This is a genomic window from Capilliphycus salinus ALCB114379 (genome assembly GCF_047276495.1).
GTDB lineage: Bacteria > Cyanobacteriota > Cyanobacteriia > Cyanobacteriales > Microcoleaceae > Capilliphycus > Capilliphycus salinus.
On record NZ_CP178543.1, the window covers coordinates 3,864,404 to 3,880,235 of the forward strand.

Genomic DNA, 15,832 nt, shown 5'->3' on the forward strand with positions numbered 1-15,832 from the left:
TTTGAGAACCGATCGCTGATTACTGAAGATTCCCTCGGATTTTTCAGTCGATTTTCTGGGCGAATTTACGAGTTTTTAACTTTTTGACAAACCGATGTTTTCAATTTATATTCTGACCTATAATGATGAAATTGATATTGCCGCTTGTATTGAGTCGGCAATGCTTTCGGATGATATTATCGTTGTAGACTCTTTAAGTAGCGATCGCACGGTTGAAATCGCCAAAAGTTATCCGGTTCGAGTCATTCCCCACGCTTTTGAAAGTCACGGACGTCAGCGAACTTGGATGCTGCAAGAAGTTCCAACCAAACACGAATGGGTTTATATTCTCGAATCCGATGAACGCATGACTCCCGAACTTTTTACCGAATGTTTGTCAGCGATGAAAAGTTCAGAATATGTTGGTTATTATGTCGCCGAACGGGTAATTTTTCTGGGGTCTTGGATTCGTCGCAGCACCCAATATCCCCGCTATCAAATGCGTTTATTTCATAAGGAAAAAGTCTGGTTTAGCGACTACGGTCACACCGAACGGGAAGAATGTCTCGGACCGACCAGTTTTTTAAAAGAAACCTATCCCCATTATACCTGTAGTAAAGGGTTATCTCGCTGGCTGGAAAAACATAACCGTTACTCGACCGACGAAGCCAATGAAACCGTCAAACAGTTAGAATCGGGAACAATCAACTGGCGAAATTTATTTTTGGGAAAATCGGAAGTTGAACGCCGACGAGCCTTAAAAGATCTTTCTCTGCGCTTACCCTTTCGACCGCTAATCCGGTTTATTTATATGTATATCATACTCGGGGGCTGGATGGACGGTCGTTCGGGCATTGCCTGGTGTACGCTGCAAGCCTTTTATGAATATCTAATTGTACTAAAAACCTGGGAAATTCGCAACCTACCCGTTCCCCAATTAACCCCATCCAATGTTCCTCCGGTTGAGATGAACGAAACCCCAGTTTCTTCTCAAGTTGTTACCTCCGAAGAACAATAACCCGGTGAAGTTGGATGAGTTAGCACTCTGGCTAACCCACCCATTAGCAAAAACCAATTGATGTTAGATCGGTTGTTGTTCTGCTGAGTGACATCCTCCCGACGCTGACCCTTCGGGTACAGCGCGGGCTTCCCAAGATCGCTCTTGATTGACACTCCTCGCAATAAATTACGAGGATTCTTCTTTCAACGAGTCGGCTTTCATTGACTGGTTAAAACCAGCCAACAAAGAGGTCGTCTCTCCAGAAGCGTTTTGCTCCGAAAGCAAGGTTCCGATATGACCTACCGTACCTAATCCTTTTTTCAAAATATTCAATGCCGCATTGTGGTCACGTTGCAATTCACATCCACAACTGCATTTATGAGTTCGAGTTGAAAGAGATTTTTTGATTATCTTTCCGCAACTTGAACATTCTTGCGAAGTGAAATGAGGTTCGACAGCGACAGTAATTTTGCCAAACTTTTTACCAAAATATTCTAACCAACATCTAAATTGATACCATCCAGCATCACTGATTGACTTGGCGAGACTGTGATTTCTTATCAAGTTTCTGACCTGCAAGTTTTCATAGACAATCACATCGTTAGAGTGAACTACGCAACGCGCTAGTCTCTTAGCGTGTTCTATACGCTGTCTACTTATCTTAAGGTCAAGTTTAGCCAGTTTTTTTCTGGCTTTAACTCTATTGTTTGAACCTTTCTGAGTTCGAGAAAATCTTCGATTTAGGCGAGAACGTTTTTTCTCGTTTTTGCGATAAAATCTAGGATTTTCTTCGTGATTACCATTAGAGTCGGCGTAGAAATATTCTAGCCCTACATCTAATCCAATTACCTGTTTAGAGGGTTCAATTTCTTCGGTCACATCAATCTTGATGCAGAACTGAATGTAGTAGCCATCAGCGCGTCTAACAACTCTGACTCGCTTTATTAACTCGGTTGAGTAAAAAGCTAAGTCGTAGGTTCCGAGAAGTTTAAGTGTCCCAAATTCTTTAAAATGAATTCGCTTAGGACTCAACAACTTCCAACACTGAGTTTTATATTCGACTGAGCGAGAATGCTTTTTAAACTTCGGATAACCAGTGGGTTTTATACCCTTTTTACAGTTGTTATAAAAACGTGCGATAGCAGACCACGCTCTTTCAGCAGAAGCTTGACGTGACATCGCATTTAAGTTCTTGGCAAAGGTAAATTGCCGAGCCAACACCTTTGTATATTTACTCAAATCAGCTTTGCTCACGCCTCTGTTATCCATCCAGTAACGAATACATTTGTTTTGGATGAATTGAGACGTGCGAATCGCTTCGTCAATAGCCTGATATTGACTGGCTTTTCCTTTTGCTTTGAACTCAAGTACAATCATAGTAGCTATATCCTAACACACTGCGGATATACACAGCAGATTAAAATCTGCCGTGTCGCCTTTCTACCATGCCTTCAAAGGCATGGCTATCATGCTCCCGCGTCCTTTTCCTGTATTCCTGCCCCACGCCACTTATCTAGGTCATAGACCCCCGACAGTTCGACTAATTGACAAGCGGTTTCCGTTCCCCAAAGCCCTTGGGTACTAATTCTAATCCTCGTAATCTGACTACACGCGCCGCAGCATGATCTCTGTGCGTTTTGTAGCCACATTCTGGACAGATATGCTCTCTTTCTTGGAGAGGTTTCTGTACAGTTGCACCACACTCTGGGCAGGTTTGACTGGTTCCGCGAGGGTCTACTTTTTGAAAGTAGTTTCCTCGCTTCCAACAGACCCACTTGAGTAAGTCGAGAAACTGACCAAACGAAGCATCAATACACTCTTTTCTGAGCATTCCTCTGTTGAGCGCGACTGTATTGAGATCTTCTGCGAAAATGGTTTCTGCTTGGTCACAGAGAAGATGTGCAGTTTTCAGGTGGAAATCTTTACGAGTATTGGCTATTTTTAGATGAAGTCTTGCCACTTTGACCTGAGCTTTTTCCCAGTTTTTAGAACCCTTCTGTTTTTTAGAAGCCCTATGCAGCAGCAATTTAAGCTTGCCTTTAAGATCTTTTAAAAACTTGGGGCGTTCCACTGTGAAATTGTCAGATGTTGTCAAGAACTTTTCCAGTCCGACATCTATTCCGATTGCACGACCAATTGGAGGGTTTTCAGGGGCTTCTACCTCAAGGGCAATCGTGATAACCACATACCATTGAGTGTGCCTAGCTCTTGATAAAACCCTAACCTGCTTGATCGTAAATCCATCTGGGATTGGTCTATGCAGATTGATTGTTACCTCGCCTATTTTCGGAAGCTTGATACATCCATTTTTTAATGGATTCTCTTTGAACTGAGGATACAAAAATGATTTGTATTGCCCAAACTTCTTAAAACGAGGAAACCCAAAACCACGAGAGCGAAAAGCGCACCCTCGTATCATGCAACCTTCTTATAGTTGTCTGTAACACTTGGGAGTGTACCTCTTTCAGTTTTGGGTTTATTTTTTTTGCTTTAGGTAGGTTGTTTTGCTGAAGATGATAACTGGGAAATGGCACGTCAGACGGAATAATATACTCCCTCGATAGTGAACATCTATCCACATCACATTTTCGACTCGCAATCCAGTCTTTCAACTCCCGCAAAGCGTAGTTATAGACTCCCCTGCAAGTCTCCAACCACTCAAGTATCTTCGCTTGCGCTTCTGTGCTTGGATAGATTCGGTATCGATAGTTCATTATCAGCATACACAACAGTCTACCACAACTTTCTAGAGTTGGTAGATGTATTTTTATCGCCCCATAAAGGGTTCAAAAATACCTGGGGAGTCCATGTATCCCGACACCAAAACTTCGTCTATGGTGCGGGACTTATTGCTCCCCAAGCCCCTCGTTAGTTAAATCATAGAGGCAGAAACAAAGCTAAAACCGCTATTAAAGTCACCGATCTCAACACCCATCACCAGACCCACCCGGTCGGAACCGAGAAGAATCTCCGTATTGCCATCTACGGCGTTGAGGGTATAATCCGATTGAGAGCCAGACAGTTGAATGATGTCTTCGGCCGCATTAAACGTGCGAACCTCAGCATAATCGGCCGCATCACCCCCCAAATAGTAGGCGGTGAGTTCATCTCCGAGAACAAAGAGATCGGCACCTTCACCGGCTTGCAGGGTATCAACTTCTCCGGTTCCGGGATTAGCAGCATCGGGGTCAACGCCGATAATGGTATCGTTACCATTCCACCCCGTGACCAAATCATTACCGCCACCGCCAATAACGGTATCATTACCGCCACCGCCACCAACGGTATCATTACCCTCGCCACCGTTGAGAACGTCGTTTCCGGCCTGTCCTTCGAGGAAGTCATCGCCGCCATCGCCGTTGAGGGTATCGGCATCATTACCGCCTCGGAGGGTGTCCGCATCATCCCCACCGTTGAGGAGATCGTTACCATCGCCCCCCTGTAGGATATCATCCCCAGAACCGCCATTAACCACATCGTTACCCGTCCAGCCGGTGAGGAAGTCATTTCCGCCATCCCCATTGAGGATATCGTCACCTTCGCCCCCGCCAAGCGTATCGTCACCATCGCCGCCGAAGACGGTATCATTTCCGGCCAAAGCTTTAATATCCTCAGCAACAGAAGTCCCGGTGAGATTATCATCCCCATCGGACGGGGTAGAAGGGTTCACCGCTTCGGTTTCATTGCGATCGCCAGACTCAGAAGCCGATTGTAGGGGAATAAACTTAATCGTGTCAATGCGAGCGTGTTCCCCCTGACGACCTTGACCAAAAATTTCAAAAGCATCTCCCGGTTGCAACTGTATCGCTTCGTGGGTCACGCGGCTCATTAACGAGGACGGTTCGGCGCCAAAAGAAGGGGAATCTGCATCCAAGTCGAAACTGCTGCTTTCCCCTGCAACGGTAACGCTCACGGAAGAAACGCCATCTTTTTCATCAAAGTAACTGACTTCTACCCGATAGGTTCCCGCTTCACCCTCAAAGGTTCCCGAAGCCGTTCCCCTTCGACCAGAAACGCCTTGAACGGTAATATTTTCACCGCCAGAAGCGCCGGAACCGCTCACCGATTCGACCTTGTAACCGGCCAGTTGAAGGTCTTCGGCTTCGATTACGATCGCTCCGGAATTAGAACTATCGGGAACTTCTGTATCTCCATTATCGGGGTCAGAAGTCGAATCATCTGGCTCGTCTGGGGTGTTGTCCTCATCGGGGTCAGAAGTCGAATCATCTGGCTGGTCCGGGGTGTTGTCCTCATCCAAATCGGGATCGTCAACCACCACATCGTCGCCCGAGTCAGAATCATCAGGGTCAGGATTATTGGGGGTAGAACTTCCCGTTAAAAGGGCTTGAATGGCGGCAAATTTGGGAGAACTTTCCTGATAAATACTTTCTCTGGCGCCCCAACTTCCCCATCGGGTCGCAGTTCCCACATCGCTGAAGTGAGCAAACAAACCTCCGCCGAGTTCAAACCATTTTTCAAAATATTCGGTGTAAATTTCTCCCATGCGAGGATCGCGGTTCGCCGTAATAAACAAATCGGCGATCGCTTCGTTATTCAAAACGCTGCGAACTCCCGCCAAGTGCTGTCCGCCTTCGTAAGCGACCATCTTCAAGCCTTTTTCTTGGGCGAGTTCGGCGTATTCTTCCATCCACTCGTAGGCTTTCCCCAAAGCGCCGCCTTCTGGTCCGTTGGTGAGAACTCCGCCTTGTGTAATTTCTTGGAACAGTTTACTCAAACCGCCATCGGGTTCTTGTGTCCAGCTTTGGACTTCGGCTTCATGTTCGGCGCGACCTATATAGCTCCCAAAATAGGGCGCCATTGTGATCGCATCAATTCCGACTTCTTCAAAGCTTAAGCCGGTTGATTCGATCTGTTCTAAGGACTTAGCCGCCGTCCAAACATTCGCCCCCTGAGCGCCCAAAACTCCGATGACGCGCTCTTTGTCGGCGCCAAAAACATCATCCCAAATTTGGGTAATTTCTGCGGTTCGTTTTCCAAACCAACGACGACCTTTTTCGTTATCGGTGACGTTCAAATCGGCGAATTCTTCTTTTCCCCGTTCGATCACATAATTCGCCTGAGTAAACATCGGGTTCCAAACTTCGTTGGAAAACTCAACGTAAACATTGAGATTGGGGTTGAGATTTTCTTTGACGTATTCGGCGAAGTTGCGAACGTATTCGTCTGTTGCTTGATGGGGTAGGGTAAACCAAGGATCGATTCCGGTAACGTTTGCTAATTCTACCAAAACTTCGACGGCTACTCCTTCGTCACCAAAATAGTTCGCATCTTCGACTTTTGGGCGATCGCTCCATTCTTTTTGCGGGGAATCATTCGTGTTCATCCAGTCCATAAATCGCAGGACTTTATAATTTTCCAAACTTTCGATAAAGTCGGGGTTAAAGGTTTGGGTTTCGTAGATGTCGAGATACTCTTCTGGAATGACGCGAATGTTGCGAATATAGTCGCCCGTGTTGTTGGGATCGGTTTCGGTAATTCTTAGGTTTAATTTGGCGCCGGGTGGAGCGTAGAAAACATCTCGTCCGGTTTGGGATGCGGCTTCATCTTTTTTCGCTCCCAATTGGTACTCTATCGTTCCTTCTCCGTCGTAGAGAACAACAAATCGACGTCCTTGATCGTCGTTGGGAAGCATGGTTCCTACACTGGTAAATTCACCGCCATTGAGCGACTTTACCCAACCGTTTTCATCGAGATCGAGTTTCTGATCTTCGTTGGTATCCCAAGTTTTAGAACCGTGAGTGATCCAATCTCGGGTACTTTTGAAAAAATCGATGAATGGATATTGTGTAGACCAATCGTTGATTCCGTTGAGATTGGTTCCGATTTGAGCGGTGTTATTCTCCATGTTTTGCTGCTTAGGGTTTAAGTTTGGAATGGTTTTTGTAGAGGCTCCCTTGGTTGAAATCTAAATGTTTTTGTCCGGACTTGACAATGGTTGAATTGACAAGTTTTGTACTTCTAGAGAAATACATCGTCAATTATTTACCATCATACAATACCTCAAGCTTTTGGATTTTGTCAAAACAAAATCTTTACAGATTTGAACTCATATTTTATGAGAACGCACTTATTTTAAGCTTAAACGATGAAGCCATCAAATTTAAACTGTGACGGTATTTTATCTGGAACATATTGTTTTTTGTTCAGCATAATTTACATGGCTTTTTTGAAAAAAAGTCACGGGTTAATTAGAAGTATTTGCGGAAATACTTCAAGACTTACTGATGTTTGGGTTGCGGGTGATAGCCGCAGTTTTTTCACCCAAAATTCATGGGTTTTACGTTGATTTTTTCATGTTTTGACATCATAAAATCTGAGTAGTTACAGGTGAAAAACTACCCGGTTAGATGTAATCGTTTTGTGTTCGAGTCCGACGAGGACAAGAATCCCCCTAAAATATAAGCAAAACCCAGATTTTATGTAGCGATAGGACGTGGTTAAAATCTGATTGGTCAGGATTCAAAATACCGCAAAGTATTCTCGTACCGCTATCGAATATTGAAAAAGTTTGACTCGATGAACAATCTTGGTGACAAGATTGATTTGAAAAATTCCCAAAATTTGGTTGTTGGTTTTCATGCTAAAATCACCTCAGCGATTGCTTACAACAACTTTTCAGCAACCCCCAATAAAGATGAGTCAAACTTTGACTCACCCTTATGTGGAAATGTTTCTCAGACTTCCCTCGGTCAAGGGATGAACCCGATTCTGAGGGTCTGACTTTCCAACACCCAACTCTCTCTACAGAGATATTTTCTCGGTTCCGGAAAAATTCAACGATTTTGTGAGAAGTTCTTAAACTACACCGCAGACAGAAGTGAAGATTGTCCCAGATGTTTGGTTTTCGGGTCCGCTCCTTCCCCCTGGGAAAGAACAGTTAGAGAAGTGTCCCGCTGAATTACTCCGATCCGGATCTAAAATAGAGTTAGGGTAGTTTACCAATAATTATTATACATGAATAAACGCAGAACAATCAACCCCCGATGGAAAAAGTTCTCGATAGTGTTTCTGGGAACTATTGCTGTTATTGGTTTTGCGGTTTCTGTCTTTGCTTTTATCGGAATTTTTACCGTACAACCTCCCGAATCTGCTGTTAATTCTGTCTCGGTTCAAAACCCAGTAGAAACGGCTGTTTCTCCCGACAATTCCGAGTCTGTTTCTGACAATCAATCCTCTGAAAATAAACAACCTGAAAATAAACCCACACTTTTTTCTCAGGTGAATCGTTCATCGGGTTGTAATCCAACCCAGGGGGAACCTGTAGATAATCCCATCGCATCTTTTTATGGAAAAGAGGCTTATCCTTGGACGAATCAACTTCGTTGGGATTGCGTTTATAATATTAATAACTTCTCCGGTTCAAATTTAATTGAAAAATTCAATAAAGCCAGAGATGCAGCCGCAGCCAACGGAGGCGGTGTGGTTTATTTTCCAGCCGGAACTTATACTTTTTCCGATAATATTAAACTGAAAGACGGCGTAATTCTCCGGGGGGAAACTCCCTCAGTAAAAGATGCAAAATCGGCGAATTATTCTCCGCCTTCTAAATTCGTTTTTCCGAAATACGAACCCAAATTATCAGGAAATGGCACCCCAAACGATACAGCTTTCAAGAAAATCTCAACAGAAAACCCCTTGAAAGATAGCAATTTTGGCTTGGTTAATTTAGATATAAATCGGGCGTCAATTTCCATTTTAGCAGAGATGGATAACCAGAAAAATAAAAATATTGTCGTGTTTGGAATTCGCAGCAATAACGTCGCAGAACCCGATCCAAACGTTCCCGATATTTCCTTTCAAGAACCCTGGCAAAGATACAGTTATCGGTTTGCAGCCAATATCGAATTAACGGCATCTGAGAATATTTTAGCCGCCAATAATCGCGTTAACGATGAAATTACCGATAATTTTGAACAGCCCGGATATAAACTGAAAACCCGAGATAGAAAATCAGTTTTAACCTATACAGACGGCAAAAAAGCCATCTTTCACTATGGCAATCATTACGGTATTGTTGTCAACCGTTTTGGCAAAGGAGGCGAAGGATTTCAATTAGCGGCAACCCCCCAAACCGAACCCGGATTATTTCGTCCTGGGGTTGTAATTCGAGATAATTGGGTTTATCATACCATGAGAGTTGCAATTCACGCTTCCGGTCAAGGTTTAATCATTAAAGACAATGAAATTAAAGACCAAGCCAAGAAACAATGGTGGTTACATCCAACGGGAATGCTAGAAGCAAGCGGCGCCGTAACCCTTGAAAACCGGGGAATTGATTGGTCGGGATGGGATGTTTTAGTCGAAGGAAATAATTATGAAGTTTACCGTCATTTGGTGGGAGAGACGGGGTATTTAAGCGTAGATGGCGAAGGAATTTTAATTCAAGAATGTTGTGGGGGAACGATAGTAAAGGGGGCGACCATTCGTAACAATCAAGGCAATGCTTATATTGGCTTTTATAAAGTTCAAGAGATGGAAAATGTCACCATTGAAAACAATCGGGTAAACAACGCCGATATTTTAGTTCTCGCGGATACGAATAACCGCCCCTACGCCATGAAAAATGTAAAAGTGTTGAATAATAACATCGGCGGGAATATTGTGGCGAAAGCCAGCGCCGGGGGGAACGGAAATATTATTCAAGGAAATGTGGGGAATGGCGGAAAAATCGAACATACTTGTTCGGTTGAGGTGAAGAATAATCAAGGTTTTGACGTGAAACCTTGCCAATAAAAAGCCCGGTTTCGCTGTGAAACCGGGTTTGATGCTGTTGGTTGGGTTGGGCTATCGCTTCACCCAACAAAGGCAATTTCTACTTCAGATGTTATACTGCAACAGTAGACTTGGTGCTAGCGCTGAGTTCGCCTTTAGCGTACTTAGCAGCGAAGTCATCAAGCGTAACAGCCTTGATTTTGCTTGCATTTCCAGCAGCCCAGAATTGCTGATAACGTGCTGCACAAACTTCTTGCATCTTGGTGATGGAAGGCTTCATGAAGTGGCGGGGGTCAAAGTTAGAAGGATCTTTAGCCGCAGCTTCACGGATAGCAGCCGTAATTGCTAAACGGTTGTCGGTGTCGATATTGACTTTGCGAACACCACTCTTGATACCTTTTTGAATTTCCTCAACGGGTACACCGTAGGTTTCAGGAATTTTACCGCCGTACTGGTTGATAATGGCGATCAGATCTTCGGGAACAGAAGAAGAACCGTGCATTACCAGGTGAGTGTTCGGTAAGCGGCTGTGAATTTCTTCAATGCGGCTAATGGCCAATACTTCACCAGTCGGCTTGCGAGTGAATTTGTAAGCGCCGTGACTGGTACCAATAGCAACCGCCAAAGCGTCTACTTGAGTTTTTTCAACGAACTCAACCGCTTCATCGGGATCGGTCAACAATTGATCGTGAGAAAGCTTTCCTTCCGCACCGTGACCATCTTCTGCTTCACCCATTCCAGTTTCGAGAGAACCTAAGCAACCCAGTTCTCCTTCAACACTTACACCAATGGAGTGAGCGACTTTAACAACTTCAGCCGTAACATTAACGTTATACTCAAAGCTGGCGGGAGTCTTTGCATCTGCTTCGAGAGATCCGTCCATCATAACGCTGGTGAAACCATGACGCATGGCGGAGTAGCAAGTTGCAGGAGAGTTACCATGATCTTGGTGCATGGCAATGGGGATGTGGGGATAGGTTTCAATCGCCGCCAGAATTAAGTGGCGCAGGAAGCTTTCACCCGCGTACTTGCGAGCGCCGCGAGAAGCCTGTAAAATCACGGGGCTATCGGTTTCGTGGGCAGCCTGCATGATCGCGATGATCTGCTCCATGTTGTTAACGTTGTATGCAGGAATACCGTAGCCATTCTCTGCCGCGTGATCCAGTAGCAACCGCATGGGTACGAGCGCCATATAGTCTCCTCCTAAACTGTGTTGTCTGTGAGTTTTTTCTTAGACTGTCTTCTTGAGATAATCTTAAGACAAAATCTTAAGTTATTGTGAATTGTATCAGAATTAGGCACCCAGGAAAACAGGCAAGTCAGTGATCCTTGAAATTTTTTCTAGGCAAGAGGCAAGAGGGAATAGGGGACAGGGGTAAGGGGACAGGGGTAAGGGGGAAGGGGTAAGGGGCAAAAGGCGCTCTTGCAAAAGGTAATTCTGAACTCCTGAACACAGCAACTCCTGAACTCCTGAAATTCTGACTTCTTTCCTCCCCACCTCCCCATTTCCCGACTGCTGTCTCCTAAAGGTTAAACGTTGGCGGTTTTTGATTGGGCTTGGCTGTCGGATGTCGGTTGAATTTCATCTAAAATTGCAATCACTTCTCGTTCAAATACCACTTTGGCGCGATTGGTTTTTCCTCCGAGATAGAGACGATTATCCGCTTCTAAAACCCAAATTTGGGAGTGAGAAACATAACTCATCAATACACTCACCATCAACAACCCAAACCCCAAATAAACAATAGGAATTCCGGGGTCGGCTTTAATTTGCAATCCGGTACTTCCGACGACTTCATCAACAAATAACGTCACGCCGTTGACTTCGGTAGACATTCCGGGGCGCAAGGTTGACACCAGTTGACCTTCATTATCATAAAGTAATAAAGTTCCTTGTAAATCCCTCGCTAACAAGGAAACCCCCGCACTTAAATCGGGTTTTGTGGGAATCCAAGTTCCCCAAATACGACCGTTTCCGCCCGGATTTAATTGCGCCATTGGCAGTTGTAAAACGGGACTTCTATTAATCCGAATTCTGATGCCGGCGATTCCCCAATCGGCTTGATAAAAGGTTACGCCGTTGTGTTTGAGGGGTTTATTAACGTGAATGGTTTGACGGTCAACTTCCGAACCGTTATTATCCAAAACGGATAAGTCGGAATAAAATTGATCGATTGTTCCATCGGGAGTGTAATCAATCCAAAATTTATTGACTCGCACCGACCAATCTTGAGGAATTTGAGACGCCGCAAATGGCCCCGCATCAATAATTCTTCTAACTTGAAAGGTTTCTCCACTGGGTACTATTTCTTGGGCGATAAATCCCGTTAAGGAACCAACTGTTGAACCGATTAAAATTACAATCATACTCGCGTGAACGATAATCGGTCCGATGCGTCCAATTAATCCTTTTCGCGCATAGAGTTTATGGTCTTCTTGAAAAATTCGATAGCGACGTTTTTCGAGTAGCGTTTTCAAGGTTTCTAGGGAACCGGTTTCTATTTCTGCACTTAAAGCCAGGTTTTTAAATTGTTTCGGACTTTGATAATAATTCCAGCGTCGGGCCGATTTTAAGTTGGGGAGTTGTCGGGTAAAGGTACAGGCGATTAAGCTACTCCCAAACAGCAACAAAAGCGCGAGAAACCACCAAGTTCGATAAACATGATCTAAGCCTAACAGCAGAATGACTTTCCAGGTGAGAAAGCCAAATAAAGCCGGATGTTCGGGGTAGTTTTGTTGATAAAATTGCAGGGATTCACCCTGTTCGATAACGGTTCCAGAAACGCTAAAAACCGCGATAACCAGCAATAAGACAATGGCTAATCTTAAGTTGGCGAGTAGGGGTAAAACTTCTTTTTTCCAAAGGTTTAGAGGCTTGGTTCCCCAATCAGAAAGTTTAGATAAAAATAATTCTTTTGCCGTCATTTTAGATTTTTTTTCTGTGTTTGAATATCAAGCTAAACGATAGGAACGAATCGAGATAACAGCGAAAATACACCAAATCCCACCAATAACGCCCCGCTCACCGGAGTAATCCAACCCGACCACTGTCGCAGAGAAAGCAGTTTTTTGATGCTGGCGGTAAAGGTTCCGGCTAACACTAAAGGCGCTACATATCCGGCTGCATAAGCTAGGAGTAGAACCCCTCCTAAAACCCAATCTTTTGATGTAGAAACCCAGGCTAACAATGTTGCTAAAACTGGAGTGCTACAGGGAGACGCGACTAAACCAAAGGTTAATCCTAAAAAATAGGAACGAACTCCATTGGGAATGTTTTGAGGAATCCATTTCATTGTATCAAAAGCGGGTAAAGGAATCGGCAAAGCTTCCAATAAATTTAACCCCATTAAAATCGCAATAATGCTGACAATTATGGGCAAGCCGATGCCAATTTGACCGTAAACTTGTCCGACAACGGTTGCTAGAATTCCCAAACCCGCTAATGTTGTCGCCAGTCCCAACGCAAACCAAGTGGATTGGGCCGCCGCTTGTAGGCGATTTTGGGTTTCGTAGCCGCCAATATAGCCGATGGTAATCGGTAGCATAGATAGCATACAAGGTGTCAGGCTCGTCAGCAAGCCCGCCAAGAAAATAATCCCCACACTCACCCAACTGAGTTCCGTTAGTTGGGTTTTGACGAGGGTGTTGGCGTATTGGGCAATCTCGTAGAGTTGGGTTTGCAGGGTATCAAACATGAGTTCGGATGCAGTTCGCGCTTCATCACAAATTGTAACGCTTTCTCAGTCTGACTCTGCCTATTCGTTAACGTGACCGTCTGGCATAATGGTTCCCCGCAGCAGGACGCCTCTTAAATTTGTGTCTTTTAAATTTGCCCCTTCTAAGTTCGCATTGCTGAGATTGGTGACTTTTTTATCTTCTCTAAAATAATAGCTATGTAGGTCAGCTTTACTGAGGTTACTATTGGCTAAATTCGCATATTGTAGATTGGTTCCGTGTAAACTAGCTTGACTTAAATTGGCTTTTTTTAGGTCGGTTCCCCAGAGTTTTGCTTCTAATAAATTGGCATTTTCTAAGTTAACTTCGGCGAGGTTGGCTAAGGTTAAATCTGCCGCCCACAACCCGGCTTCTCTGAGGTCTGCCCCTTCTAAATTTGCCCGACGCAAGTTGGCTTTAAATAAGTTGGCTTTGGAGAGTTTAGCGCCTCTTAAATCGGCATCGGATAAATCTGCATATTTGAGGACGGCATTGGTTAAGTCTGCGCCTCTTAAATTCGCCCCGGAAAGTTGGGCTTTCGATAACGCTAAACCTCGCAAATCGGCGTTACTCAAATCGCAGGTTTTCCACAGAAAGGTTTGACAAGAATTGGTTTTCAGCAGTCGATTGATATCTTGAGAATTTGAGGCGCGAACGGATGTCATTCCTCCGCCTAGAAATCCAATGACTAACAATAGGATGATTGCCAATTTCTTCAGATTCATACCTTTTCTCAACTGGGGCTATTGAGGACTACCGATTTCAAAACCTGCTGATTTTACCCGAAATAAAATAGTTGGTTTGTCGTTGGGCTTGAGCGCCTTAAAGAAGGGCTAAAGCCCAACTACAAGCTTTTGGAAATTGAGTTGTTGACTTAGATGGGATTTTAAATCTTTACTAAGTTTACCGAATGTCTATCCAATTGTCAAACCCAAATCGTTGGCAGAAACGACAAAAACTGAGTTTTGAACCGCATCCGGGGCGACGTTCTCCACCACACCTAAAAAGTCACCATTGTTGCCCAAAATCTGGGTATTCTGACCGACGAGATTAAAGCTAAGTTCCGATATACTAATCTCGCCAATAATAGCAATGCGATCGCCTTCACCCGCATTAAAATCAAGAATGCGATCGGCGAGATTAACATCTTGAACTCCAACGGATTCATCAACTCTGAACATAAACGTATCGGCGCCGGTTCCACCCGTTAAAGTATCGATTCCTAAATCCCCAATTAAATAATCATTTCCTGCACCCGCATCAATCAAATCGTTATCTTTTCCACCCCGAAGAAAATCATTTCCCGCTCCTCCAGAAATCGTATCATTGCCTTGATTTCCATTAACAATATCATTGCCATCACCGCTATCGATCAGATCGTTATCTTGATCGCCAAAAATATAGTCATCTCCCGCATCTCCGGTAATGGTATCATTGCCTTGATTGCCATTAACAACATCGCTACCAACCGAACCGATAACGCTATCATTTCCCCCGCCCACAAACACTCCCGAAGGCGCTTGTTGAGCCAATTCCGGTGTCAAAGTGACCGTATTATCCGCATCAAAATCCCGAGTCACTAAAAATTCTAAGGGCAAGTGGGTGAGATTAATTGTATTAATAAAAACGTTTAACAGCCCGACATCACCAATTAAATCGGATTCGCGACCCGGAATAATTCCCCCGACAATTTCTGCATCTTCAATGCGATCGCCCTGTTGAATTTGATCGACGACTTCAAACCCTTGAACGACCTCACCAAAAACGGCATAACTCCCGTCCAAAAAGTCAGAATCGGATAAATTAATATAGAATTGTGAGGAGGCGGAATCGGGGTCATTTGTGCGAGCCATTGCGATGGTTCCCTGAGTATTTTGTAAGAGGGGGGGAACCGTAATTCCGGCTTGCTGAAAGGTTTGACTATAAATCGGTTCTGTCGCACCTTCGGGTTTAATTTCTAGGGGAATTATTCGTTCTTCACCCGTCGCCGGATCGATAAAACCGCCACTTCCAAGCTGTTCGGGTGGGAAATTTGGATCTAAACTATTAGGATCTCCCGCTTGCACAACAAACGGATTCGGTTCGCGGACAACCCGATGAAATGAAATTCCGTCATAAAAATCTCGCTCAACTAAATCGACAAAATTTCCCGCTGTAATTGGGGCGTTATCACCATCAATTTGAATATAAATTGGCTGTCCATTGACAACCATAACGGCAACAGCAGAACCAGTTAATAGAGGTAAATCTTCCATTTTTTCAGATGAATTGTTTGCAGTTTCACTCGTAAATTTGTTCAGCATTCCCAAGTTGCAAAAAAAATCAACTTGATAGGGTTAACGCCAGGATTCTGACCGTAAACAGAGCGATTAAGTTCCTCAATTCTGGAGAAACGATCATCAACCG

The 15,832-nt window shown here is 44.3% G+C and carries 11 protein-coding genes; 2 read left to right on the top strand and 9 right to left on the bottom strand.

Annotation, left to right across the window (positions count from 1 at the left end):
* Positions 1 to 94 precede the first annotated feature (94 nt).
* Positions 95 to 997: a glycosyltransferase family 2 protein gene (locus tag ACL6C3_RS16040; protein ID WP_413159936.1), complete on the top strand. Its 903-nt coding sequence runs from the start codon at positions 95 to 97 to the stop codon at positions 995 to 997.
* A gap of 168 nt (positions 998 to 1,165) precedes the next feature.
* Here the strand turns inward: ACL6C3_RS16040 and ACL6C3_RS16045 are convergent, their stop codons facing one another.
* The 4 genes from ACL6C3_RS16045 to ACL6C3_RS16060 form a co-directional block, all read right to left on the bottom strand.
* Entirely contained in the window at positions 1,166 to 2,356 is a 1,191-nt protein-coding gene (locus ACL6C3_RS16045) for an RNA-guided endonuclease InsQ/TnpB family protein (RefSeq protein WP_413159937.1), read from the bottom strand.
* A 163-nt stretch (positions 2,357 to 2,519) separates the two neighbouring features.
* Positions 2,520 to 3,398 (bottom strand): RNA-guided endonuclease InsQ/TnpB family protein, encoded by an 879-nt coding sequence (locus ACL6C3_RS16050; RefSeq protein ID WP_413159938.1) that lies wholly within the window; start codon positions 3,396 to 3,398, stop codon positions 2,520 to 2,522.
* Complete coding sequence (locus ACL6C3_RS16055; RefSeq protein WP_413159939.1) at positions 3,346 to 3,702, bottom strand: helix-turn-helix domain-containing protein; 357 nt, start codon at positions 3,700 to 3,702, stop codon at positions 3,346 to 3,348. Before ACL6C3_RS16055 ends, ACL6C3_RS16050 begins: the two co-directional genes overlap by 53 nt.
* Before the next feature lie 149 nt (positions 3,703 to 3,851).
* A complete protein-coding gene (locus ACL6C3_RS16060) occupies positions 3,852 to 6,845 on the bottom strand; it encodes a calcium-binding protein (RefSeq protein WP_413159940.1) in 2,994 nt (997 codons plus the stop codon).
* Positions 6,846 to 7,954: 1,109 nt separating this feature from the next.
* Here ACL6C3_RS16060 and ACL6C3_RS16065 point away from each other — a divergent pair.
* Positions 7,955 to 9,733 carry a glycosyl hydrolase family 28-related protein gene (locus tag ACL6C3_RS16065; protein ID WP_413159941.1) on the top strand — a complete coding sequence of 593 codons (1,779 nt, stop codon included), beginning with the start codon at positions 7,955 to 7,957 and terminating at the stop codon, positions 9,731 to 9,733.
* A gap of 91 nt (positions 9,734 to 9,824) precedes the next feature.
* Here ACL6C3_RS16065 and fba read toward each other — a convergent pair whose 3' ends face one another.
* The 5 genes from fba to ACL6C3_RS16090 form a co-directional block, all read right to left on the bottom strand.
* Positions 9,825 to 10,904, bottom strand: coding sequence for a class II fructose-bisphosphate aldolase (gene fba, locus ACL6C3_RS16070; RefSeq protein ID WP_413159942.1), 1,080 nt, complete (start codon positions 10,902 to 10,904; stop codon positions 9,825 to 9,827).
* A 338-nt stretch (positions 10,905 to 11,242) separates the two neighbouring features.
* On the bottom strand, positions 11,243 to 12,637 hold the full coding sequence (locus ACL6C3_RS16075) for a cytochrome c biogenesis protein (RefSeq protein WP_413159943.1): 1,395 nt from the start codon (positions 12,635 to 12,637) through the stop codon (positions 11,243 to 11,245).
* A gap of 32 nt (positions 12,638 to 12,669) precedes the next feature.
* The gene (locus tag ACL6C3_RS16080; protein ID WP_413159944.1) at positions 12,670 to 13,407 is read right to left on the bottom strand and encodes a cytochrome c biogenesis protein CcdA; all 738 of its coding nucleotides are present in this window, start codon (positions 13,405 to 13,407) and stop codon (positions 12,670 to 12,672) included.
* Positions 13,408 to 13,467: 60 nt separating this feature from the next.
* Positions 13,468 to 14,151, bottom strand: a complete 684-nt coding sequence (locus ACL6C3_RS16085) for a pentapeptide repeat-containing protein (protein WP_413159945.1) — start codon at positions 14,149 to 14,151, stop codon at positions 13,468 to 13,470.
* 189 nt (positions 14,152 to 14,340) lie between these two features.
* Entirely contained in the window at positions 14,341 to 15,729 is a 1,389-nt protein-coding gene (locus ACL6C3_RS16090) for a peptidylprolyl isomerase (RefSeq protein ID WP_413159946.1), read from the bottom strand.
* Positions 15,730 to 15,832: the final 103 nt, after the last annotated feature.